Origin of the sequence: Paucisalibacillus globulus (assembly GCF_900184735.1) — a bacterium.
GTDB lineage: Bacteria > Bacillota > Bacilli > Bacillales > Amphibacillaceae > Ornithinibacillus > Ornithinibacillus globulus_B.
The window spans coordinates 1-23,237 of the sequence record NZ_LT855395.1; the positions used below are offsets into that span (position 1 = coordinate 1).

Annotated in this window: 20 protein-coding genes and 1 rRNA gene; 8 read left to right on the top strand and 13 right to left on the bottom strand. The window is 38.0% G+C overall.

What is annotated here, in order from left to right; all coding sequences use genetic code 11:
• The 3 genes from BN999_RS14340 to BN999_RS14355 form a co-directional block, all read right to left on the bottom strand.
• Positions 1-120 (bottom strand): 16S ribosomal RNA (locus tag BN999_RS14340); the annotation flags it as partial.
• Between the two features lie 509 nt (positions 121-629).
• Positions 630-1,808 (bottom strand): aminotransferase, encoded by a 1,179-nt coding sequence (locus BN999_RS14350; protein ID WP_096272475.1) that lies wholly within the window; start codon positions 1,806-1,808, stop codon positions 630-632.
• Positions 1,805-2,308, bottom strand: coding sequence for an Lrp/AsnC family transcriptional regulator (locus BN999_RS14355; RefSeq protein ID WP_096272477.1), 504 nt, complete (start codon positions 2,306-2,308; stop codon positions 1,805-1,807). The genes BN999_RS14350 and BN999_RS14355 overlap by 4 nt, the downstream gene beginning before the upstream one ends.
• Positions 2,309-2,539: 231 nt before the next feature.
• On the opposite strand from BN999_RS14355, the gene nagB reads away from it, so the two are divergent.
• From nagB to BN999_RS14380, 5 genes are all read left to right on the top strand, one after another.
• On the top strand, positions 2,540-3,274 hold the full coding sequence (nagB, locus tag BN999_RS14360) for a glucosamine-6-phosphate deaminase (protein WP_096273181.1): 735 nt from the start codon (positions 2,540-2,542) through the stop codon (positions 3,272-3,274).
• A gap of 233 nt (positions 3,275-3,507) precedes the next feature.
• Complete coding sequence (locus BN999_RS14365; RefSeq protein ID WP_096272479.1) at positions 3,508-4,938, top strand: PTS mannitol transporter subunit IICB; 1,431 nt, start codon at positions 3,508-3,510, stop codon at positions 4,936-4,938.
• Between the two features lie 33 nt (positions 4,939-4,971).
• Positions 4,972-7,065 (top strand): BglG family transcription antiterminator, encoded by a 2,094-nt coding sequence (locus BN999_RS14370; RefSeq protein ID WP_096272481.1) that lies wholly within the window; start codon positions 4,972-4,974, stop codon positions 7,063-7,065.
• Positions 7,066-7,082: 17 nt separating this feature from the next.
• Positions 7,083-7,520 (top strand): PTS sugar transporter subunit IIA, encoded by a 438-nt coding sequence (locus tag BN999_RS14375; protein ID WP_096272483.1) that lies wholly within the window; start codon positions 7,083-7,085, stop codon positions 7,518-7,520.
• Positions 7,521-8,663 carry a mannitol-1-phosphate 5-dehydrogenase gene (locus BN999_RS14380; RefSeq protein WP_096272484.1) on the top strand — a complete coding sequence of 381 codons (1,143 nt, stop codon included), beginning with the start codon at positions 7,521-7,523 and terminating at the stop codon, positions 8,661-8,663.
• A 109-nt stretch (positions 8,664-8,772) separates the two neighbouring features.
• On the opposite strand, the gene BN999_RS14385 is transcribed toward BN999_RS14380, so the two are convergent.
• Entirely contained in the window at positions 8,773-9,348 is a 576-nt protein-coding gene (locus BN999_RS14385; protein WP_096272486.1) for a hypothetical protein, read from the bottom strand.
• Positions 9,345-10,280, bottom strand: coding sequence for a hypothetical protein (locus BN999_RS14390; protein WP_096272488.1), 936 nt, complete (start codon positions 10,278-10,280; stop codon positions 9,345-9,347). The genes BN999_RS14385 and BN999_RS14390 overlap by 4 nt, the downstream gene beginning before the upstream one ends.
• Positions 10,281-10,577: 297 nt before the next feature.
• Between BN999_RS14390 and BN999_RS14395 the strand changes: the two genes are divergently transcribed.
• A complete protein-coding gene (locus tag BN999_RS14395) occupies positions 10,578-11,738 on the top strand; it encodes a hypothetical protein (protein ID WP_096272489.1) in 1,161 nt (386 codons plus the stop codon).
• 136 nt (positions 11,739-11,874) lie between these two features.
• Entirely contained in the window at positions 11,875-12,321 is a 447-nt protein-coding gene (locus BN999_RS14400; RefSeq protein WP_096272491.1) for a DUF421 domain-containing protein, read from the top strand.
• A gap of 95 nt (positions 12,322-12,416) precedes the next feature.
• On the opposite strand, the gene BN999_RS14405 is transcribed toward BN999_RS14400, so the two are convergent.
• From BN999_RS14405 to BN999_RS14440, 8 genes are all read right to left on the bottom strand, one after another.
• Positions 12,417-13,328: a Gfo/Idh/MocA family protein gene (locus BN999_RS14405; protein ID WP_096272493.1), complete on the bottom strand. Its 912-nt coding sequence runs from the start codon at positions 13,326-13,328 to the stop codon at positions 12,417-12,419.
• A gap of 125 nt (positions 13,329-13,453) precedes the next feature.
• Positions 13,454-14,896, bottom strand: a complete 1,443-nt coding sequence (locus tag BN999_RS14410) for a glycoside hydrolase family 1 protein (RefSeq protein WP_096272495.1) — start codon at positions 14,894-14,896, stop codon at positions 13,454-13,456.
• Entirely contained in the window at positions 14,893-15,810 is a 918-nt protein-coding gene (locus tag BN999_RS14415; protein ID WP_096272496.1) for an ROK family protein, read from the bottom strand. Before BN999_RS14415 ends, BN999_RS14410 begins: the two co-directional genes overlap by 4 nt.
• 63 nt (positions 15,811-15,873) lie before the next feature.
• Positions 15,874-16,899 (bottom strand): LacI family DNA-binding transcriptional regulator, encoded by a 1,026-nt coding sequence (locus BN999_RS14420; RefSeq protein WP_096273183.1) that lies wholly within the window; start codon positions 16,897-16,899, stop codon positions 15,874-15,876.
• A 95-nt stretch (positions 16,900-16,994) separates the two neighbouring features.
• Entirely contained in the window at positions 16,995-17,843 is an 849-nt protein-coding gene (locus BN999_RS14425; protein ID WP_096272498.1) for a carbohydrate ABC transporter permease, read from the bottom strand.
• Positions 17,840-18,790, bottom strand: coding sequence for a carbohydrate ABC transporter permease (locus BN999_RS14430; RefSeq protein WP_096272500.1), 951 nt, complete (start codon positions 18,788-18,790; stop codon positions 17,840-17,842). The genes BN999_RS14425 and BN999_RS14430 overlap by 4 nt, the downstream gene beginning before the upstream one ends.
• A 214-nt stretch (positions 18,791-19,004) precedes the next feature.
• The gene (locus tag BN999_RS14435) at positions 19,005-20,288 is read right to left on the bottom strand and encodes an ABC transporter substrate-binding protein (protein WP_096273185.1); all 1,284 of its coding nucleotides are present in this window, start codon (positions 20,286-20,288) and stop codon (positions 19,005-19,007) included.
• A gap of 439 nt (positions 20,289-20,727) precedes the next feature.
• Positions 20,728-21,585, bottom strand: a complete 858-nt coding sequence (locus tag BN999_RS14440; RefSeq protein ID WP_096272502.1) for a MurR/RpiR family transcriptional regulator — start codon at positions 21,583-21,585, stop codon at positions 20,728-20,730.
• 57 nt (positions 21,586-21,642) lie between these two features.
• Here BN999_RS14440 and ptsG point away from each other — a divergent pair, with 57 nt between their 5' ends.
• A complete protein-coding gene (ptsG, locus tag BN999_RS14445; RefSeq protein ID WP_096272504.1) occupies positions 21,643-23,196 on the top strand; it encodes a glucose-specific PTS transporter subunit IIBC in 1,554 nt (517 codons plus the stop codon).
• The last annotated feature ends 41 nt before the right edge of the window (positions 23,197-23,237 follow it).

A 23,237-nucleotide genomic window follows, 5' to 3' on the forward strand; every position in this document is an offset into this window, starting at 1 on the left:
GTCCGCCGCTAGATCCACTAACGTCATCCCGAAGGAATCAGTTAGTTTCACTCGCTCGACTTGCATGTATTAGGCACGCCGCCAGCGTTCGTCCTGAGCCAAGATCAAACTCTCCAAAAAAGTTTGTGTTTCTTAGCACTAAAAGCACGCTAGCTTTTAGAATTTCTTTTTAATAGAAAAAACAGGGTTGTTTTTTCTTACATACTGGTTGTTTTGTTCAGTTTTCAAGGAGCAAAATCTTTGTCGTTGTTTTAGCGACAAGAAATATCTTACCACACTAGCAATCTTAAAGTCAATCATTTTTTTAAAAAGTTTTTTTAAGAAGTTTTCACTAGTTCTTGCGGCAGATTTATAATATATCACGATTAAACACCTTCTGCAATAGAAAATATATATCCAAAATTATCCATTGTTATTATTATAACTATTTCTACTAAATTAAAAGGTCAATAAGCTAACCCCAACGCTATCCTCAATCCACGACATCTATAAAACCTCAACTCACTATAAAGCTAGAGGAGATACAATAGTAGAATATACTAAAGTACCCCCTCGTTATCCAATATCATTTAAATATAAACCTTAAACTAAAATACCAAACCCATAAATCATCTTTTCAATACTAAGAGTTACCTATCAACATACCTACCTAAAAACCGTTCCATCCTAACAACTGCTTCCTGCAATTGTTCAATCGAAGTAGCATAAGAACACCTAACATACCCTTCCCCACTCGGACCAAATGCACTTCCAGGAACGACAGCAACTTTCTCTTCCTTCAGTAAATTCTCCGCGAATTCTTCAGAAGTGAGCCCCGTCTTCTTAATAGAAGGAAACACATAAAATGCTCCACCAGGCATGTGACAATCTAACCCAATACGATTTAAGGATTGAACAAGCAGGTTTCTTCGTCGCCAATAGCTTTTCTGCATCTTCTCCACTTGCTCTGAACTATTGCGAAGGGCCTCAATAGCACCTAGTTGTAACATATGTGGTGCACACATAGTTGTATGTTGGTATATTTTCAACATGATGCTTGTCAACTCTTTTGGAGCAGCAATAAATCCTAACCTCCAACCAGTCATAGCAAACCCTTTCGAAAAACCATTAATTAATATAGTACGTTCAAACATTCTTGGTAGAGATGAGAAGCTAGTAAATGCTTGGTCATACGTGAGTTCCGCATAAATCTCATCTGAGACAACTATTAAATCATGCTTTTCCACTACTTCTGCAATAGCAGTTAGTTCTTCCTTGTTCAAACAAGTACCCGTGGGATTATTAGGTGAACAGATTAAGATTGCCTTCGTTCTTTTTGTGATGCTAGCTTCTATCAATTCGGGGGTTACCTTAAACCCATTCTCAGCATAGGTAGAAACGGAAACTGGAATACCACCTGCCATCGCTACGAGTGAAGCATACGCAACAAATGCGGGTTCAATAATCAAGACCTCATCACCAGAGTTTAATAACGTTCGAAATGTTAAATCGAGCGCCTGACTTGCCCCAACTGTAACAATGACTTCATTCTCCGGCTGGTAAGTGACATCGAACCTTCTATTAAGGTACGCACAGATTTCTTCCCGTAATTCTAATAATCCTGCATTTGCTGTGTAGGAAGTGAAGCCATCACTTAATGCCTCAATGGAGCGATCTCGAATATTCCAAGGCGTGATAAAATCCGGTTCCCCCACTCCTAGCGATATTACTCCCTCCATACCAGCTGCCAGGTCAAAGAATTTTCTAATTCCAGACGGTTGCAACTCTATTGCTCTTGTTGATATGTACTTATGGTAATCCCTAGTCATGGAGTGATCACCATTCTACGATCATCATCCTTGTCACCTTCCATAATTACACCATCATGCTTGTACTTCTTCAGCATAAAATGTGTAGTGGTAGAGACAACACTTTCTATAGTAGATAACTTTTCAGAAATAAATAATGCGATGTCCTTCATTGATTTCCCCTCAACCGATACCGATAGATCGTAGGTTCCTGACATCAAATATAAGGATTTCACTTCCGGATAACGATAGATTCTTTCTGCCACTTCATCAAAACCAACTCCACGCTTCGGAGTAACCTTGACATCTACCATAGCAACAATTGCTTCCTTACCTTCTATCTTGCTCCAATCAATTAACGCTGGATAACTAACAATAATTCCATCTTGTTCTAGTTGCTTAATGTGTTTCTTAACCTCTTCCTCGTCTAATTGAAGCTGCTCGGCAATAGACTTAGTTGAGACTTGATGATTTTCTTCTAGTATTTCGAGAATATCTAGTTGTTCTTGTAAAAGCTTCATTTGTGTTTTCACCTTCCGATTGGAAAATTTGACCCTCAGGCAATAGTATATTCTATTATTGCACCCTAAACCAACTATTCTTTAACTTGCCCAGCACCTTTGGGTATATGGACTCATTCGACAAATTAGGACAAAACTCGGGGAGTGCCAGGCACCATAAAATAGATAGTCGGTATATTATTTGGTACAATATTACAAGTTAAGAGTAATGTATTTTGGAGGAGATTGATGATGGAAGTTATTAGAGTGAAGGATTATGATGGGATGAGTGAGGAAGCAGCAAGCATTTTGGTGGAGCGAATTAATCGTCTTGATAATCCAGTTTTGGGATTGGCTACTGGTTCTACACCGGAAGGATTATATAAACGTCTGATTGAAGAATATAAACAAGGTAATGTATCGTTTAAAAATGTTAAATCCTTTAACTTGGATGAATATGTTGGCTTAGAAAAGAATGACCCCAATAGCTATTACTACTTTATGAAGGAAAAGTTATTTGACCATGTGGACATTTCACTTGAAAATGTTCGTGTTCCTAATGGGGTTGCCTCAGATTTACAACAAGAATGTAAGGATCATGAAGCAGCAATTCAAGCATCAGGTGGAATTGATGTACAGTTATTAGGAATTGGAGCAAATGGCCATATTGGCTTTAATGAACCTGGAACTCCATTTTCTAGTAAAACCCAAGTAGTCGATTTAGACGAATCAACCATCGAAGCAAACTCTAGATTCTTTGACTCCATTGAAGACGTTCCTACACAGGCAGTTTCCATGGGGATTGAAACGATTATGAATAGTAAAGAAATCTTATTACTTATATCAGGTGCAGGGAAAGCAGAAGCACTTGATAGATTAATCAATGGTGATGTGACAGAAGACCTACCAGCATCTGTATTGAAAAATCATCCAAATGTTACCGTAATTGCAGATGATGCTGCATTTACCGTAATAGATAGCAAATAAGAATATTCCCTGGGCGCTCCGGCTTTCTCTAAGCCAGAGCGCTTTTTTATATGGAATGAGATACACCTGTTAAGGAAAGATAAAAAGACGCACCCCCTTTTACCTTATTAAATATTGTCAACAACTTTCTTGCCAAATTACCATTATCATTCCATTGCTCCTATGGGAAAAAACTCCTACGATAAAGTTAAGGATTTATTATAAATACTATTTTTTGAAAGGGGTTTATTTAGATGGCTGAAACAAATGGTTTTCGTGCCAAAACACAGCGATTTGGTAGTTACTTAAGTGGAATGGTTATGCCAAACATCGCTGCATTTATTGCTTGGGGGTTAATCACAGCACTATTTATTCCAGATGGTTGGTGGCCAAATGAGGAGATTGCATCATTAGTTGACCCAACCATTAAATATTTACTTCCACTATTAATAGCATTTACAGGTGGACGAATGGTTTATGATTTACGAGGTGGAGTTGTTGGTGCCACTGCAGCAATGGGGGTTATCGTTGGTGCTGATGTTCCAATGTTCCTAGGTGCTATGATTATGGGACCACTTGCTGGTTACTTAATGAAGAAAATCGACCAATTATTCCAGCATCGTGTTCGTCAAGGATTCGAAATGCTTTATAATAACTTCTCCGCAGGTATTCTTGCTGCAATCCTTGCTATCTTCGGATTATGGGGAATTGGACCGATTGTAGCTGGACTAACTAACTTACTTGCATCAGGTGTAGAAGCAATTGTTGGTGCTGGTTTATTACCGCTAGCTAACATTATTGTAGAACCTGCGAAAATTCTATTCTTAAACAATGCTATCAACCATGGTATTTTAACACCACTTGGTTTAGAGCAAGCAGCAGAAGCTGGGAAGTCTATTCTATTCTTAGTAGAAGCAAACCCTGGACCAGGTTTAGGTATCTTACTTGCTTTCACTATCTTTGGTAAAGGTGCATCAAGAGCATCTGCACCGGGGGCTGCAGTTATTCAATTCTTTGGTGGAATTCATGAAATCTACTTCCCTTACGTATTAGCAAAACCAGCACTAGTATTAGCTGCAATTGCTGGGGGAATAAGTGGTGTATTCACATTACAGCTGTTTGATGCTGGACTTGTAGCAGCATCATCACCAGGAAGTATTCTCGCAGTATTAGCAATGACAGCTAAAGGAAGTTACCTTGGTGTAATTCTAAGTGTGGTTATTGCGACTGCTGTATCATTCATCGTCTCTGCTATAATATTAAGAACAAGTAAATCAGAAGAAAAAGATTTATCAGAAGCAACAAGCAAAATGGAAGAAATGAAAGGTAAGAAAAGCTCTGTATCAAGCGTATTAACAAACAATGCTACAGAAGCACAAGATGCTGAACCAACAGTCAAGAAAGCAGAAGATGTTCAGAAAATTATCTTCGCATGTGATGCCGGTATGGGATCTAGTGCGATGGGAGCTTCCTTATTGAAAAATAAATTCAAGAAAGCCGAAATCGATATCTTTGTAACCAATAAAGCAATTAACGAAATACCAAATGATGCTGATATCGTCATCACGCATAAAGACCTAACCGATCGTGCAAAAGCAAAGATTGCTACAGCGGAACATATTTCCGTTGAAAACTTCTTAAATAGTCCTAAGTACGAAGAGTTAGTGGATCGTTTTAAAAACTAATATGAAATAAATTGGCAAAGGGGGTGAACAGGTTTGAATTTTTCAAGTCGAGAACGAGAAATAATCACGTTTCTATTAAATGCAGAAAAGGATACAACGGTAAAAGCCATTGCAACCGAACTAGGCGTCAGTATCCGGACGGTCCATCGTGATTTGAAAAGTATCGAGAGTTTACTGTCTCACTACAACTTAGAGTTGAAGAAAAAATCAGGAGTAGGCCTTCATATTAACGGGAAAAAAGCTGATAAAGATGCATTTCAACAGGCAATTTCTAATGTGACTGTCGTTGACTTTTCACCAGAAGAAAGGCGAACCGTGATTTTAGCAACTCTTCTCGAAATGAATGAACCAATCAAACTGTTCACCCTTGCCAGTGAATTAAAAGTAACCGAAGCAACGATAAGCCATGATTTAGACCAGTTAGAACAGGAAGTATCCCTGTTCCATCTAACACTTATTCGTAAAAGAGGCTACGGTGTTGAAATAGTAGGAAATGAAACGGATAAACGAGCGGCATTAAGTGATTTAATTGCCAAATATGTTGATCCGTTTGAATTCGTTTCCCTGATAAAAGAGAACATCCAAAAGGAATCTGCCCATCAATTAAATGCCATTTCCAATCGATTATTGGATTTCATTAATCCGGACAGACTGAATATCATCGAAAAAGTTGTAGAAGATGCACGAGATGAATTGCCCTATGAATTAGCAGATAGTGCTCATATTGGTCTTGTGGTCCATCTTGCCCTAGCAATTGAGAGGTTGCAAAAGGGAGAGACAATTAAATTTGATCAAACCTTTCTACAGCAAATCGAAACAACCAAAGAATATGTAATTGCCAAAAAGATGATTGAGAAGTTGGCAGTGAAATTAAAGCAAACCATCCCAGAAGATGAAGTTGGTTATATTACCATGCATTTAATGGGGGCAAAAGTAAGAGTGGATCAGGACTATTTGCTTGAGGAATCAAGCATTGACATTGCTTTTCAGGCAAGGTCCTTAATTCACTATGTTAGTACCGGTGTTGGGGTTGACTTAACGAATAATTCAAGCTTACTACATGACTTAGTCGCCCATCTTAAGCCAGCAATCTACCGATTACAGCAAAACATGCGAATCGTAAACCCGCTACTTAATAACATAAGAAATGATTATTTGGATTTATTTCAGTTAATTCAAGACGGTGTACAGGAAACATTTCCTGATATGACCTTCCCGGAAGATGAAATAGGCTATTTAGTCCTACACTTTGCTTCCACTCTATTAAATGATAGGAAATCTGATTTACGCGCATTAGTTATATGTTCGACTGGAATTGGAACGGCAAAAATGCTCTCGACTAAACTCAGCCAAAAGGTACCAGAAGTGAAACATGTAGATAATCGATCATTTTTTGATTTGAAGCATTTAAATCTAGATTCATATGACCTCATTGTTTCAACTATCCCGCTAAATGGGTTCGAAGGAAAATATATTCAAACCTCCCCCATGTTAACAAACGATGAAGTGCATCGGATAAAGAAAATGGTCAATCAAAAGAAGCTAACAATCCATTCGAACAAGGCAACCTTTCAAAAAGAAGGTACCAAAAAACGTGATATGATGACAGAGTTGGAAGCACTAACGAATTACTCACAGGCTATCTTAGACCTATTACGCTCCCTTCATGTACAGAAGATGAAGGATAGACAAACAATGGAATCTATTTTACAGGTGGCCATGGCAACATTTGAGCGGGAAGAAAGAATTATCCATCCAAATAAGATTATTAAAAAATTGCAAGAGAGGGAAAAGCTAAGTGGACTAGGAATACCTGGCACATCTGCTGCGCTGTATCATACACGGTCAAAAGATATTATTCAGCCGATATTTAGCATTTTCACCCTTACATATCCATTAACAATTCAAGGTATGGATAATGAAAGCATGACAATCAACACGATTTTACTGATGCTTGCCCCAGAGAAGGCACAGCAAGAAGTACTCGAAGTATTTAGTTTCCTCAGTAGCCTCCTAATTCAGGACGAAGTCAGCTTAAGACTATTCTCATCAGGTGACCAGGAAAAAGTAAAAAACTATCTATCAGAGCAATATCGAACATTTCTGTTAGAAAAAAATCTATTATAAGAGGAGTGCATCATGGTATGACAAACGAAATTTTAAGTGTAAACAACATAAGGTTAAATCAATCATTCAGCGATAAAGAAGAGGCGATTCGTTTTACCGGACAAATTCTTGTCGATAACGGACATATTGAGGCTTCATATATTGAAAAAATGATTGAAAGAGAAAACCTAACTTCCACATTTATGGGTAATAACGTAGCAATTCCCCATGGTACGGAAGATGCTCGGGATCTTGTTCTAAAGACAGGATTATCTGTAGTTACCGTTCCTTCTGGTGTAGATTTTGGAGATGGAAATATGGTTAAAGTGTTAATTGGAATTGCCGGAAAAGGTGATGACCACTTAGAGATTCTCTCCAATATTGCAATCGTACTATCTGAAGAAGAAAACATCCAAAAAATCGTGGATGCAAGTACAGAACAAGAAATCCTCAGCATCTTTGAAGAGGTGAACTAAATGTTAGCTGTTCACTTTGGAGCGGGTAATATTGGCCGAGGATTCATCGGCCTTTTATTATCTCAAGCAAATTACGAAACCATCTTTGTCGATGTCAATGGGGCAATGGTGGATGAAATTAATCAAAAGCAAGAATACAATGTTGTACTAGCAGCAGAAAATAGTCAAACCGTAACCGTTAAAAACGTATCTGCTATAAACAGCATTGCTAACCCAGAAAAAGTAATCGAAGCCATTTCCAAAGCAGACCTTGTTACCACTGCAGTTGGCCCGAATATCCTTGCTATTATATCCGAACTTATAGCCAAAGGATTAAGTGCACGAGCAAAAACAAACAAGCAACCTTTAAACCTGATTGCATGTGAAAACATGGTCGGGGGAAGTGCTTTATTAAAAGAAAAAGTCTATAACCATATTTCAGCTGACGAGCATGCTGTATTCGATGAACTATACGGTTTCCCAAATGCTGCCGTAGATCGTATTGTGCCTAACCAAGTAAACAAAGATCCGTTAGAAGTGTCAGTTGAACCATATTTTGAATGGGTCGTCGAAGAACCAGCCTTCAAAGGAGAAGTACCAAAGATTGACGGTGTCACCTATGTACAAGACTTAAAGCCTTACATCGAACGTAAACTATTTACGGTAAACACCGGACATGCTGTACCAGCTTATGTCGGCCATCAACTGGGCTACCCAACAATCTATGAAGCAATGAAAGATAACCAAATCCAAGAAATCATTAATGGTGCATTAGCCGAATCCGGTGAAGCAGTCATCCAAACATACGGTTTCGACCGAGAAGAACACCAAGCATACATCAAAAAAATCATCGGCAGATTCCAAAACCCATACATCTCAGACGAGGTTACACGAGTTGCCCGCGGCCCAATCCGTAAGCTTGGAGCCAACGACCGCCTCATTCGTCCAGCAGGCATGTATATGGAAGTAACCGGTGGAAAAGAACCTACTTATTTAGCAAAAACAATCGCTGCAGCACTTAAATTTGTGAATGAAGAAGACGCAGAAGCAGTTAAATTACAGCAAATGATTGCGGAGAAAGGTATTGAGGCTACACTTAAAGAAGTCTCCGGATTAGATGCAGATAGTCCTTTACTGATGGTGATTATGAAAGAAATGGAGTAGAATTCCCGAGGATGGACATTCTACTTAATCTAATTGAATAACATGTTAAATAAAGTCGCGTGAAAGAATTACATTCACGCGACTTTTAATTTTATTAAGACATTTCTCGTTATATCGTATTGTCACGTGGTCGAACATAAATCCCACCCAATTTCTTATATCGATGAATTAAAACTAAAAACATAATCTCTATTACAATCCCAACTAATGTGGTAATTCCAATCAGACCTAAGAGCAATTCCTCATTTAAGTTAATCCCAATCGGGGTAAATAGATAACTAAGTAGCATAATCGTTATATAGATTTTAGAGAACTTCTTTGTCCAATTATATAACTCTTGATTCGTACTCTTTTCCGAGATTGCTAGCATGAGATGAAATAAATAGAATATGAGAATTAATCGTAATACACCCAGTGCAGTCTGATAAATCGACCATCCACTAAATCTATGTAATGTATTGATTTCCATGTTTGAAATGAAGACATCTGGGATGGAGAGAAAGATTAGAGCAAAAGCCCATGCCTTTGCTTTATTTCCAGCTGGAAATCTATTCGCTAAATAGGAAATACCCGTAAAAATCAATATATAGCCAATTGGATCAGGGAGGATATCTATAAACTCAAGATTAATTTCAATAAGAACGAATAAAAATCCCCAAAATATTTTACGAAACGCACTACTCATTGTCCTCCCCCTCTCTTTTCTCTGATAATTTCTCTGATTTGCTTTTCCTCTAGATAACTCAATTCATTAACATGTGCTTCTACATGAAATTCATCACCAGAGTCTGTAACTCCATAAATATCTATTGGGAATTCCAGTATGGTGGGATGATTAGGTCTTGCTTGTGTGTAGATACGTAACCATCCATCCTGGTCTATTGAGATTGGACCAAATGAATCGGGAAGTATACTCCCCACTTTTGAGTTCCATGATTCAAATTCTCCCTCTTCTAACCAACTTGGTAACTTCGACTCATCACTTGGCAGACTATTGCCACTTGCACTCACCTTGATCGCAACCTGATCTTCTACTTTCCCTTCAAATGGATGATCAATACGAATCACTTCATGTGGCATAGTTGAGGTGAATAACGTTTCTCCAAATCCATCACTACCACCTGACCCCCGTATAAATTGCAGGCCTTCTATTTTGGAATGCTGCGCTTTGGAAATAATCACTTCTCCTATATCCACCGTTTGCATTTCCCCATTGCCAAAATAAACATCCATCGAGCTGAATTGCCATGAGTCCTCCCCTTCAACCGGGATCGTATCTGCAGGGATTTCTATTGTTAAGGGTACCGAATAATAATAAGTAAATTCTTGGTGATAATGAAACTGAGGCTGCCCGTCAAATGACATCCCAGTGTAGTTATCGATCGTGTAACCAAATACATCTTCGATTATGACATAACTAACATGCGTTGGATTTTCTTTGTTAGTAAGATAATAGAATGTCAGTGTAACCATATCATTCCCTGGATACATTTCCTTTGCAATATAATGTTCTAGAAAAATAGGTTCTTCTAATTGGTGAGATTTATAGATTTGGTAATTAAAAACTCCACTTAGAATGATAGCTAAAATACCCATCCAAAATAGTTTCTCTTTCAAAATATCCCCCCTTGTTTGTTTAACACTTGCTTTCTGATCATGAACTTTCCTTTTTATATATTAAATATTCCATATATTCAACTGACTATTTAATCATAACCATTGATCGGTCAATATGTAAATAACAAATACGCTACCACGGAACCTGTCCCTATGGTATGCATTATACAAATGGATATGGCAAGTTCTAATATTATATAGACTTTATTGAAAATTCGATATATAATGTGCAGTTAACAGTAGCAAAGGAAAATACCGAAGAACATTACTGTAAGAACTATCGTGAGGTGAGTAGATATGAATCAAAGACGTCAATTTATTTCTGACCAATATCATTTTGTTGCCGAAGTGATTTTAATCGCTATCATTGTCGGACTACCAATCTATTATTACTATGATTGGATACCAACGTGGTACACTTTAATTCCGATACTCCCTCTATGTGTAATTTTTACCTGGTTAGAAAGAAAAGAAGTTGACTACAAACGGTATTACTTTATTTCGCCGTTCTTATTTGGGACATTTTTCTACTTAACTTTTCCTATATTTTTGAGTATGCTCCTTTCCCTTCTAATCGTGTGGCGATATTTACGTATTAGACGGCTTCTTCTCATTGGTCGGGAGACTAGATATATATTTTTAACGTCCTTATTTGCTCTTATCGTGTATTACATAACCGACAAGGCTATGTCTGTCGGTCTCCTAATCTTACAATTAGTCATTCTACTATTTGGTTATATGCTTAGTCATATTGCAATAATGGAAAAGAAGAAAAGAGATTTAGGGAGCTATCATGTAGTGTTATATACTGGCATTTTCCTCTTATTAGGTGGGCTGACAGCCTTTTGGGCTAGCGGTCAAGCATTTATTGGTAGAGCATGGGATAGCATGATTTATTTTTTCGCTTCTATTATAGGAAGGATTACTTACCTCTTTCAATTTGTTACTGATATTGGAAACGGGACGGAAGTGGAGGACCGTGAAACATGGGTTGCAATGGAACCCCAACTCGAGGAAGGCAGCTTTAGTATCTTTACTTTAATTGGGCTTGTTTATATTGGGATTTGTATCATTCTTGCCATTATATGTGTATTCCTTATGATACCAATCTTAACAAGAGATGACCCTGCACACGAAGGAACAGGAAAAAGAAATATCCTTAGAATTATAAAAAATGAGCTGAATATATATGATAAATTTGTCAAAGGTCTACATGGATCCAGACCTGGGGACAAGCACAAGGTAAGAAAAATGGTCCATGAATTCGAAAGAAAAACCATGCGGCAAAAAATTGGTAGAGGAAATTCAGAAACGTTAAATGAGTGGTTTGAGCGTATTGGATTGGGTGCTAGTGTGAATGTTTATCAGAAGGTAAGGTATGGTAATTTGGATGTGACGGATCGGGAGATGGAGTTATTGCGATTGGAGCTTGAGCGTGTGCAAGGACAGCATGACTAAGGGAAGGGAACAAAACCTAAATAATCACACCACTTCTATTCCCTCCCCTATTTTCTAAAAAAACATTGTCATCTCCACTTCAAACCTACAATATACTATACCGTCATTCATCTTAGACTAAGCAGGTGGTTAACCAATGGAATTCTACATCCACACCGCACTAAAATTAATCGCTGGCCTCATCGTAGTCGTCATTCTGTTCCGGGTACTAGGCAGAAAAGAACTTGCTCAAACTACTCCCATTGATATGGTATTTGTAGTGATTTTAGCTGATTTATTTGCTGGAATGGCTTCTGATAGTGAAGTTCATGTGGGAAGACTTATTTTTACTTTGCTACTATGGGGTACACTTATTTTGATATTGGAACGTATAAAAAGCCATAGGAAAATGAATAAGATATTAGAAGGTGAACCAAAGATTATTGTGAGAGATGGAAAAATAAACGAAGACTTATTAGATCGTGAGAATATGACGGAAAGAGAATTACTCATGCAACTACGTTCGAAAGGTATATTTGAAATAGAAGAAGTGGAACTCGCGATATTGGAGATTAGTGGGTATATCAGTGTGAAAAAGAAATGAATACCACGGAAAGAGGCTCCTCGGCACTTAAAAGACAAATAACTTATTTCACCTTTGAAGAGCTGAGGAACCTTTCTTTTAAATGGAAAAAAGATTTAAGTCAACAATTCTTCCACGACCAACTGAGACTTCAATCCCTCCGTACCATCCACTAGTGGTTTTGTGTCATTTGCAACACAGTCCACGAAATGATGGATCGCATCAACAAATCCTTTTTGCTTTAGGATAGTATCCCAGGCAGGTGACTTTTTTATCGTTAGCTCACCATGTTGTTCTATTTCCATCACATTTAAGTCCTTTACCCGAATGAGCGAACCATCCGTTAGCAGCTTGAGCTGTTCTATGTTAGTCCCCGCCTTTCGATGCATGGAAAGATGGAATGTACAATTATCTTCCCCTTCAAATAAATGCTGAGCAGAAGTTAATTGTTTCTCCGAGTTAGTAGTTAGCTGTTGATACTTAAGCTTTAATTCCCCACCATGAAACCATCTCATCAAATCAACAATATGTATGTAATCATCAAGCATCGTAAATCGATAATCTGCAGGACCAATACTATTTGCGCGATGTTTCTCCAAATAAAAAGCAGAAACATCCCCGGCTCTTTCTTTAGCCTCCACATACATTGGTGCAAAACGACGATTGAACCCAACCATCAGCTTTCGATGATGTTTTTCACTCAATTCTACTAGTTTTTCCGCTTCTTCAATTGTAGCGGCTAGTGGCTTATCGACATACACATCCTTACCATTTAGAAGCAACTCCGAAACCACTTCAAAATGGGACGCTGTTGAGCTATGGACAAATACCGCATCACTAGCTAGTATTAATGCGGACATATTATGAAAATCGTTAATTCGATATTGTTGGCATATCCTCTTCCTCTTTTCCGCATTAGGGGAAAAGGCCCCGACAAATTGCCAATTTGTTTCCTTCGTTAGAATGGGTAAATAAGCCTTTTGAGCAATATTACCTAACCCAATCATTGCAATTCTTGGTTGTCTCATGAAACCACTCCTACCGGGACGGGGGACAGGGAACCCTGCCCTCCCTTACCCTTCTATTCCTTCTAATCGACAAAAACTAACAAAAATCGGGGAGTGACAGGCACCTCTAAACCCAGATCCACACACTATCTTGGTAGGTTCTCCCCATTTGTTTCAATTATTTCTTTATACCAATAGTAGCTTTTTTTCTTGATTCTGCGGAGGTCGTGTTCTCCTTCTTCGTGTTGATTGACATAGACGAAGCCGTAGCGTTTTTGGAAGCCATTTAGCCAGCTTAGGAGGTCGGTAAAGGACCAGGTGCAGTATCCAAGCACTTCTACTCCGTCACTAATTGCCTCTTGTATTGCTTTTAGATGTGCTTGTAGATAATCAATTCGATAATCATCATGGATCGTATCGTCATCTTCTAGTTTATCATATTCGCCCAAGCCATTTTCACTAATCAAAACTGGCAAGTTATATCGATTGGTAATACGACGAAGCGCGATTCGAAGTCCGGTAGGGTCGATATTCCAATCCCAATTGGTTCTTTCCAAATGTTCATTTTGAGTAGTTTTAAATAGTCCTGGTATACCTGTATCTTGGCTAGTACCTTTCTTTCCTGATGTATTCATCTTCCCTTCGGATACACCGTCTAACGGATTCTTCTCAAAGGTTGTGGTTTGGTAGTAGTTTACTCCCATAAAGTCTGGTTTTCCTTCCTTTAATAGTGCCAGGTCACCACTTTCCATGGTAGGAGCCAAACCTTTTCTCACTAGATAATCCATTGCAACTTTAGGGTATGTTCCCCAGGCATAGATATCCATCCACCAATGTGCATTTAATTCCTCCGCATTTTCTGCAGCGAGAACATCTTCAGGTTTTGAGGATGATGCATAGGAAGGGGAATATGCAAAGCTCGGTCCGATCTTGCCGTTTGGTACATAGGTACGAAATGCTTTGATGGCACTTGCATTCGCTAGATTGGCATGATGATTGACTTGATAGAAAAGCTTTTCATCCTTCACTCCTGGGGGATGAAGTGCGGTTCGATATCCTAAGCCAGCAAATATATTCTGTTCGTTTAAAGTCACCCAATAGCGAACACGATCACCAAAATGCTTAAATAACGTAACCGCATAATTTGTAAAGTCTTGAATGATTTCACGAGATTCCCAACCACCATACTCATCTTGGAGTGCTTGTGGTAGATCCCAATGATAGATGGTTAATATCGGTTCAATATTGTACTTAATTAGTTCATCAATTAAATCGCTATAGAATTGGATACCCTTCTCATTTACTTCCCCTTTTCCTTTAGGAAAAATCCGGGTCCATGCCACGGAGAAGCGATAGGCTTTGAGTCCCATTTCGGCCATCAGCTTTACATCTTCCCTATAACGATGGTAATGATCAACCGCCGTATCACCAGTCGTTCCCTTAAAGGTTTTACCTGGAATTCGAACAAATTGGTCCCAATTAGAAGGTCCCTTGCCATCCTCATCCCAAGCACCCTCTACTTGATAGGCAGCAGAAGCAGAGCCCCACATGAATTCACTTGGAAAAGGTTTTAATTTATCATGTATCATCCTATTATCTCCTCCTGAATCGATTCTCTTTGTAAAAAGTGATAGAGTGCGCCAATTAAATTCGAGTCATTTCCAAATTGACAGGGATGTACTTGAATATCTAAGTATTCTTCATTTGGTTTCATTAGCGCGAGCTTTTCATTAATCTGATCAATGAGTCCTTCACGATTACTTATTGCCCCACCGATTAGTATTTTTTCTGGGTCAATAATGTACTGTAAATTATATATACCAACCGCTAAGCGTTTAATAAATTTTTCGATTTCATCCTGTACTTCCAGGTCCCCATCTTCTGCCATTTGAAACACTTTTAATCCATCCAGTGTATGAGGATCTATATTTTTCCGTTTGGCAACTTGCATAACTAATCCCCAGGTAGCTGCTAGTGAACTCCAAGTCTCTCCACTTGGTTGTTCCAAATAACCTTCGAGAATCATATAACCGAATTCACCACTAAATAAGTTAGACCCGTGTCGAATCTTTCTATCCAATACCAATGCTCCGCCAATCCCGGTACCGATAACAATACAAATATAATCATTAACTCCCTTGGCAGCACCAATCCATCCTTCTGCCAACCCTGCACAATTCGCATCATTCTCCAGTTCAACTCGAAGACCTGTACGTTCTTGAATTAGCTCCCTTATATTGGGACCGTGGATATAGGGAATAGCTGTAATACCTTTAATATAACCAGAGTCCACATCTACGGCCCCTGGCATACTTAAAGCGATACCACTTAGAACATACTTTTTTTGATACTCCTTCACTACTCCATCAATTACATTTACAAAAGAATCCATTCCGTCATGCGGTGTTGGAAGAGAAGATTTTTCTATAAAATGGCCTGCTTGATCCATCAAGGAATACTTGATTGCAGAGCCACCAACATCAAATACTGCATAATAGTTCACCAGAAAACCTCCTATCCCACACAATCCAAGTTGTTGTTATCTACTTAAAAGTCCAAACTATGGTCAGAATCTATTATTCGTTCCACATGATTCCCTAATAATGATTTCCGAGTCTGTAGATACTGGCTTTAACTTCGATTTTCCTTCAATTAAATCATTTAGCATATAAGCCGATAATTTACCGATTCGCTCCTTATCCTGCTTAACTGTCGTCAATTTAGGTTCACTATACCGGCATGCGGCAATATCGTCACATCCAACAACTCGAATATCACGAGGTGCACGTAACCCAGCTTCTTTTATTGCCCTAAGTGCTCCTAAAGCCATTAAGTCTGATGCAGCAAAAACAGCCTCCGGATAATCCTTCAACTCTAAGATTCTCTTCATGGCAATATAGCCACTTTCTTCCTGGAAATCACCATATTCTATCCACTCATCTTTTATATCAAGGTCAAACTGCCTCATGGCATCTTTGAATCCTTTTAATCGATAGTTCGAAATAACCGATTCCCGCATCCCACCGATATAGCCAATTTTCCTGTGAGAATTAAGATAAAAGTGTTCCACCACTTTTCTTGATAAATTCACATTATCTGTCATGACATAACTTGCTCTAGGGCCTTTCAACTCAATATCTATCCCAATACAAGGGAATCCACTTTCTGCCAGCTCAAACGTCGCACTTTCTACTTCTTCCCCCGCAATAATTAAACAACCATCTACATTAAAGTGCTTACACCTTGCTAAATAACTTCCTTTATCCTGAAGAAAATGTTCGTTAGAGAACATTAAGACATCGTAACCAAGTAATCCAATATTTTTCTTAAACGTTGAAATAACTTCATTAAAATATGGGTGTGTCATATCAACATTAATCTTACCCGCATAAATGAGGCCAATGAGATTGGATTTTTTCGTAGCCAGTGATCGAGCGGAGAAATTGGGTGCATACCCCATTTCATCAATAACGCTCATCACTTTGTTCTTCGTTTTCTCACTTACACCACTATAATTATTGATTACCTTTGATACAGTTCCTTGCGAGACTCCTGCCATTTTAGCAATATCTTTTATCGTTAACCCAAGCATGTTATCCAAGCCATCTAATCCCTTCTAATAAGTCTATCTATTACTAGATTACTAAGAGTCCTAACCTGAAACAATAGTGATTCAGGAATAATTCATTATTTTACAGAGCCCTCTGTAATACTAGAAATAAATAAACGGTTAAATAGTAGAAAAATAATTAATAATGGAACCGTTGCCCAAAATACTCCAGATAATATCATACCGAAATCAATATTATTCGTATTACTCAATTGCGCTAATGCCACTTGAATCGTGTAATTATCTGGATCTCTTAATATAGTAAACTGCCATAGGAATTCTCCCCAAACCGCAGTAAAGACAATGATTCCCAGTGTTGCGAAGGCTGGTAAGATAATCGGTAAAACGATTCTCCAATAGATTCTGAAGTTCGAACATCCATCTAATTTCGCAGCTTCTATTAACTCATCCGGAACCGCTCCTGAAATATATTGTCGCATCAAAAATATTCCTAGAGGATTCAAGAAGAATAAAATCATTACGCCCTGTAAGGTATCCAGTAGATCTGCTTTTGCAATTAAGAAATATTGCGGGATTAAACCTAACTGCGGCGGAATAATCATGGTTACTAGAATAGCGACAAAGAGAAAGTTCTTGCCGGGAAATTTAAACTTTGCAAACGCAAAACCTGCTAATGAACTAATAAATAGGACCACAATTGTAACAACAGCACAAAGTACAAATGAGTTCCACATTCCACCAAAGAAATCAATTTGATTTAATACCTTCTGAAAGTTCTCCACAAGCATATTTCCAGGTGTAAGGGTTGGTGGTATGGAATTATAAGCAGCACTTGGTCGTGTTGCCATTACAAACATCCAATAAAATGGAAAAAGGGAAAGAATAGAAGTGATAAATAAAAATACATAAACGAGTATTCTTCCAAATGATAGCTTTTTTCGATTTTTTAGAACCGGATTACTCATTTACTTCTCCCCCTTTTCTTCCCAAACCCTTGCGTTAATCTAAGATTAATGACTGCAAAGATCGTAATGAGAATCAATAGAATAATAGCTGTGGCGGATGCTGTTCCAAACGACTGTAATCTAAAAGCATCTCGGTATAAGTACATCACGATTGTCATCGCTTCATCCCTTGTGAATGCGTCAGCTCCTAAGAATACAGTTGGTTCAGAGAAGAGTTGCATTGCTCCTACTGTAGATGTAAAGACAGTCAGAATAATAAATGGCTTCATCATCGGAATGGTAATATACCTTAGTTGCTGTATCCTATTTGCACCATCAATAGTCGCTGCTTCATATAAGTCATTTGGGATACTTTGAATACCTGCTAAGTAAATAATCGTGTTATACCCTACCCATCTCCAGAACACCATCAGGGAAATGGCTATCTTCGTTCCCCATTCAGATGCTGCCCAAGCTATTGGATCCAGTCCAAAGAAATTCGTTAATACATAGTTGGCAAGAGATGATTCATGATTACTGAACAACACACTAAATATTAAGGCAACAGCAACCATGGAAGTTAAATAAGGCATAAATATCGTGATACGAAAGTAACTTTTGAACTTAAGAAAAGCCATATTCAGTAAATAAGCAAGAATTAGTCCGACAATCAATTGTGGTGCAGTTCCCATAATCCCCATGACAATCGTATTATAAACCGATTTCCAAAACAGAGGATCAGTCAAAACTAGTTCAAAATTTGCAAGTCCATTAAATGTCATTGGACTAAATCCGTTCCATTTTTGGAAAGCAAGATAGATACTAAAAAGCGCAGGATATAAGCCAATTAGTGCAAAGATAATGAAGAAAGGCGCTATATATAAATATCCTGAAATCATGTCCTTTTTTTCTTCAGACCTGAATTTCCTTCTTTTAAATATAGACACTTTCTTACTGCTAGAATCCATGGTTCACGCCTCATTTCCAATTCAAAATAGTATGGTGCCCTTTGACCCCATATCCTAAATCCATTTTGATGATCTATATATAGTCAGAATCACTCGATGTAAGGAGGTCGGCTTAATTACCTCCAAAAGTCATATTAAGCCGACCGGTTAAATTACCTTCTATCACTTCGACTCTATTAAAGTTTCTATCAAAATGGCATGAAAGTTTAATAGATTATCGTTTCATGAGATCTTCTGCACGCTTTATAGCTGCTTCCCATTCTTCTTCTGGATCAGAGCCGTTATTTTGAACATTTTTTAAAGCATTTAATATTTCGTTATGAATTGGGAAGTATTTTTCCCCTTTATAGCCAATACCCGCAATGTCTTGTGCAGCTTCTGCAAATACTGGAGCAGTGGCTTGACCGCCAAAGAATTCATCTTCATTTGTCTTGAATTCATCCATATCATATACAGATTGAGCAGAAGGGAATAAACCATGGCTTTGGAATGATTTCAGTTGATTTTCTGGTGAAACAAGCCATTCAATGAAATCATATGCTTCTTGTGCATATTCAGTTTCACTTGGCACTGCGATGTAGGAACCACCCCAGTTAGCAGCAAAATCCGTTGGCAAGGTAGCCACTCTCCACTTTCCAACAGCTTCAGGAGCATTGCCTTCCATCCAACCTTTTAACCAGCCTGCACCCAATTCTGCAGCAAACTCACCCTTATTTACTGCATTCGCCCACTCCGGACTCCACATTTCATATTTACCAACAATACCTAATTCATTTAAGTGAACTGCATAGTCATACGCTTTTTTCACTTCACTATCTTCCCCAAGGTTTAATTCATTATCAGGAGTTAGATAAGCTGTTTCAGCAGCATCTAAATAAGCTCTAAATGCCATTTCGATACTATCGACAAACGGCATGCCAGTTTCTTCTTTCACCTTGATCCCAGCTTCTTCAAATGCTTCTGGTGTACTGATCAGTGAAGCAACTTCATCCGGGTCTGTCGGAAGTCCTGCTTGTTCAAATAAATCGATACGATAATACAATGCCTTAGGACCGATATCCGTTGGAAGTCCAAACAGGAAGTCTCCATCTACATTCTCTCCACTTTTCCATTTCCAATCTAAATATTGATCCTTTACATCGTTTGCACCAAGATCATATAAATTCTCAAAGCGATCTTGCGCAACCTTGAAACGGTCAAATTGGTCAATCTCTAACATAGCGATATCTGGTGCACCACTTCCTGCTGATAATGATGTAAATAATGCATCATGATGATCAGCTGTTTCAGAGGATTTCACTTTAATCTTCACATTTGGGTTTTCTTTCTCATATTCTTTAGCTAATTCTTCATATCCAGTAGCACCAAACGTCCAAAAGTCCAATGTAATTTCTTTATCCCCACTTGTACCACTAGATTTCTCTGCATCCTTGTCACTACAAGCAGCTAATGTTAATGCAAGTAAAGAAGCCAGACCAAGCACAACAAGTTTTTTCATTCTTTTCAAGGTAATGCCCCCCATAATAATTTTTATCAGTTTACAAAATACCCATTAATGTACCTACACAGATGTTGTTAAACTTAATCATAAAGTTCTACAAACACCTCCTAGTATGAATAAGTCACTCTCTTTATGGAAACCGGTTTCCAAAATTCCATTAAAGAAATCGCTTACATTTTCATTTTAATGCCCTGTATGATAAAAATCAACTAAATTTTGAAACTATTTAAAATTATGTTTATAACGTTTTATCGATAGGATGATGGTGTTTTCGTGTTAGACCGCGGTGTGATAAGGGTTTTCTTGGGGTTTTTGTCATTTAGGACTAGTTGTTATATATAATCTACTATTTGGAAACCGCTTTCTAGATAGAGTATAAAAGGGACAGGTTCTCTTGGCTCTTAACCAAATGAGACGAGGAACCTGTCCCCATGGATTACCCACCATATTCACTTATAGCATCTAATGTTTTCTTCCGATTCTCCATTAATTGTTCATGATTTAATAGTTTATAAGTTAAGATGTCTAGTAAGAAAAATCCTGGTATTTGGGTGTTGATGAATTTATCATCCTGTATAAATTTATAGCTAGATATTAAGACAATTTCATCGACAACCTCTGTAAGCAAGGTGTCTTCGTAGTTTGTCACCGCAATGGTAGTGGCTCCATTTTCCTCCGCTAATTTAGCAGCGTCTATAACACATTGAGTTTTCCCTGAATTGGAAAAGCAGAATAATAGGTCATTCTCATCTAAGAGTGTACTTCTCATGAGCATAACATGTGGATCAGTAATGGCGTTCGAGTCCATACCCATCCGCTCAATTCTACTATTAAATTCTAAGGCAAGAAGTCCAGAGTTACCGATCCCGCAAAATAGGATCTTCTCCGCCTTCATTATTTTCTCTACAATCCCATTCACTTTTTCCTCAGAAATAAATTGCTGAGTAGACTTTAAAATCATATCGTAATAATGATAGATCGTATCAACGGTACCTTCTAATTTATTAGGTTCATCGGCATTCTTTGATAAAGAGTATTTCATTTCTTGAAAGGAAGAAAAGTGTATTTTTTTACAAAATCTAGTGATACTAGCAGCAGAAACATCCATTTCTTTTGATAAATCAATAATCGTTTTATGGATAATACTTTCTTTATTAGCTAACAAATATTCCGCAATTTTACGGTCCATTGCCGTCAATGCTGTGTTATATTGTTGAATTCGATTTTCAATATCCATGCTGTTATCCACTTCCCCAAATATTACTAATTCTACTATATCATATAGTATTGACATAAATGAAAGCGTTTGATACTATAACCTAGAAAATAATTTTCAAAAGGGTGAACAATAATGAAAAACTTTTTCGGTAAAGCACAACAATTTGGTAAGTCATTTATGTTACCGATTGCAATATTGCCCGCTGCAGGTCTACTACTAGGAATAGGTGGAGCATTATCGAATCCAAATACGATAAGCGCTTATCCATTCTTAGACACTGCATGGCTTCAAGCTATATTTACTGTCATGAGTGCCGCAGGAAACATTGTCTTTGCAAACCTTCCTGTTATCTTTGCAGTTGGGGTTGCCATTGGACTTGCAAAGTCTGATAAAGGTACTGCTGGTCTAGCCGCTCTAATCGGTTACCTGGTGATGAATGCAACCATTAATGCCGTCTTGATTATATCAGGTAATCTTGCGACAGATAATCTTGCAGGAGTTGGACAAGGTACAGCACTTGGTATTCAAACATTAGAATCCGGTGTATTCGGAGGTATTGTTGTAGGTATCATGGCTGGTATGTTACACAACCGCTTTAACAAGATTGAGCTTCCTCAGTTCTTAGGATTCTTCGGAGGGTCACGTTTTGTTCCGATTATTACATCGTTTGCAGCAATTATCTTAGGCGTTATCATGTATTATGTGTGGCCATTATTCCAAGAACTTATCTTTAATATTGGGGATATTGTAAATGCAACTGGCTACATTGGAACATTCTTCTACGGATTTATCTTACGTATGTTAGGACCACTTGGTCTACACCATATTTTCTACCTACCATTCTGGCAAACAGGATTAGGTGGTTCTTTAGAAATCGCTGGTCAACTCGTGCAAGGTACACAGAACATCTTCTTTGCACAATTAGGTGATGCAAATGTTACGCAATTCTTTGAAGGTACTTCCCGCTTTATGTCTGGTCGATTCATTACGATGATGTTCGGACTACTTGGTGCAGCATATGCGATCTATCGCACGGCAAAACCTAAGCATAAAAAAGTGGTTGGTGGATTAATGCTTTCAGCAGCCCTAACTTCTTTCTTAACTGGGATTACAGAACCATTAGAATTCTCATTCCTATTCGTAGCACCAGTACTTTACGTCGTGCACGCAATATTTGATGGATTAGCATTCATGCTAGCTCATATTTTCCAAATTACGATTGGACAAACATTCTCAGGTGGATTTATTGACTTTATCCTATTTGGTATCTTACAAGGTCAAGACAAGACGAACTGGCTATATGTCATTCCAATTGGTATCGCTTGGTTCTTCTTATACTATTTTGTATTCAAATTCTTAATCAACAAATTCAACTACAAAACGCCAGGTCGTGAAGATGAAAAAGCAGAGGAATCTTCTTCAAACGATGCAGCACCTGTTTCTAAAGAAGGTCGTCCATATGCTATCATCAATGCTCTTGGTGGTGAAGAAAATCTTGTCAATGTCGATAACTGTGCAACACGATTACGTGTAACAGTGAAAGACGGTGAAAAAGTCGATAAAGCAGCTCTACAACAAACTGGAAGTAAAGGTGTACTTGTGAAAGGTGACGGGGTTCAAGTTGTTTACGGTCCACAAGTATCCGTTATTAAAAATGAAATTGAAGAAGTATTAGAAGATAATTAAGTATTAGAAGATAATTAAGTATTAGAAGATAATTAGGAGTT

Coding starts and splice junctions, on each gene's coding strand:
- BN999_RS14380 (WP_096272484.1), top strand. CDS start 7,521: ATGTTAGCTGTTCACTTTGGAGCGGGTAATATTGGCCGAGGATTCATC.
- BN999_RS14410 (WP_096272495.1), bottom strand. CDS start 14,896: ATGATACATGATAAATTAAAACCTTTTCCAAGTGAATTCATGTGGGGC.
- BN999_RS14355 (WP_096272477.1), bottom strand. CDS start 2,308: ATGAAGCTTTTACAAGAACAACTAGATATTCTCGAAATACTAGAAGAA.
- BN999_RS14430 (WP_096272500.1), bottom strand. CDS start 18,790: ATGGATTCTAGCAGTAAGAAAGTGTCTATATTTAAAAGAAGGAAATTC.
- nagB (WP_096273181.1), top strand. CDS start 2,540: ATGGAAGTTATTAGAGTGAAGGATTATGATGGGATGAGTGAGGAAGCA.
- BN999_RS14400 (WP_096272491.1), top strand. CDS start 11,875: ATGGAATTCTACATCCACACCGCACTAAAATTAATCGCTGGCCTCATC.
- BN999_RS14350 (WP_096272475.1), bottom strand. CDS start 1,808: ATGACTAGGGATTACCATAAGTACATATCAACAAGAGCAATAGAGTTG.
- BN999_RS14425 (WP_096272498.1), bottom strand. CDS start 17,843: ATGAGTAATCCGGTTCTAAAAAATCGAAAAAAGCTATCATTTGGAAGA.
- BN999_RS14385 (WP_096272486.1), bottom strand. CDS start 9,348: ATGAGTAGTGCGTTTCGTAAAATATTTTGGGGATTTTTATTCGTTCTT.
- BN999_RS14420 (WP_096273183.1), bottom strand. CDS start 16,899: ATGCTTGGGTTAACGATAAAAGATATTGCTAAAATGGCAGGAGTCTCG.
- BN999_RS14435 (WP_096273185.1), bottom strand. CDS start 20,288: ATGAAAAAACTTGTTGTGCTTGGTCTGGCTTCTTTACTTGCATTAACA.
- BN999_RS14365 (WP_096272479.1), top strand. CDS start 3,508: ATGGCTGAAACAAATGGTTTTCGTGCCAAAACACAGCGATTTGGTAGT.
- BN999_RS14375 (WP_096272483.1), top strand. CDS start 7,083: ATGACAAACGAAATTTTAAGTGTAAACAACATAAGGTTAAATCAATCA.
- BN999_RS14405 (WP_096272493.1), bottom strand. CDS start 13,328: ATGAGACAACCAAGAATTGCAATGATTGGGTTAGGTAATATTGCTCAA.
- BN999_RS14440 (WP_096272502.1), bottom strand. CDS start 21,585: ATGTCAATACTATATGATATAGTAGAATTAGTAATATTTGGGGAAGTG.
- ptsG (WP_096272504.1), top strand. CDS start 21,643: ATGAAAAACTTTTTCGGTAAAGCACAACAATTTGGTAAGTCATTTATG.
- BN999_RS14395 (WP_096272489.1), top strand. CDS start 10,578: ATGAATCAAAGACGTCAATTTATTTCTGACCAATATCATTTTGTTGCC.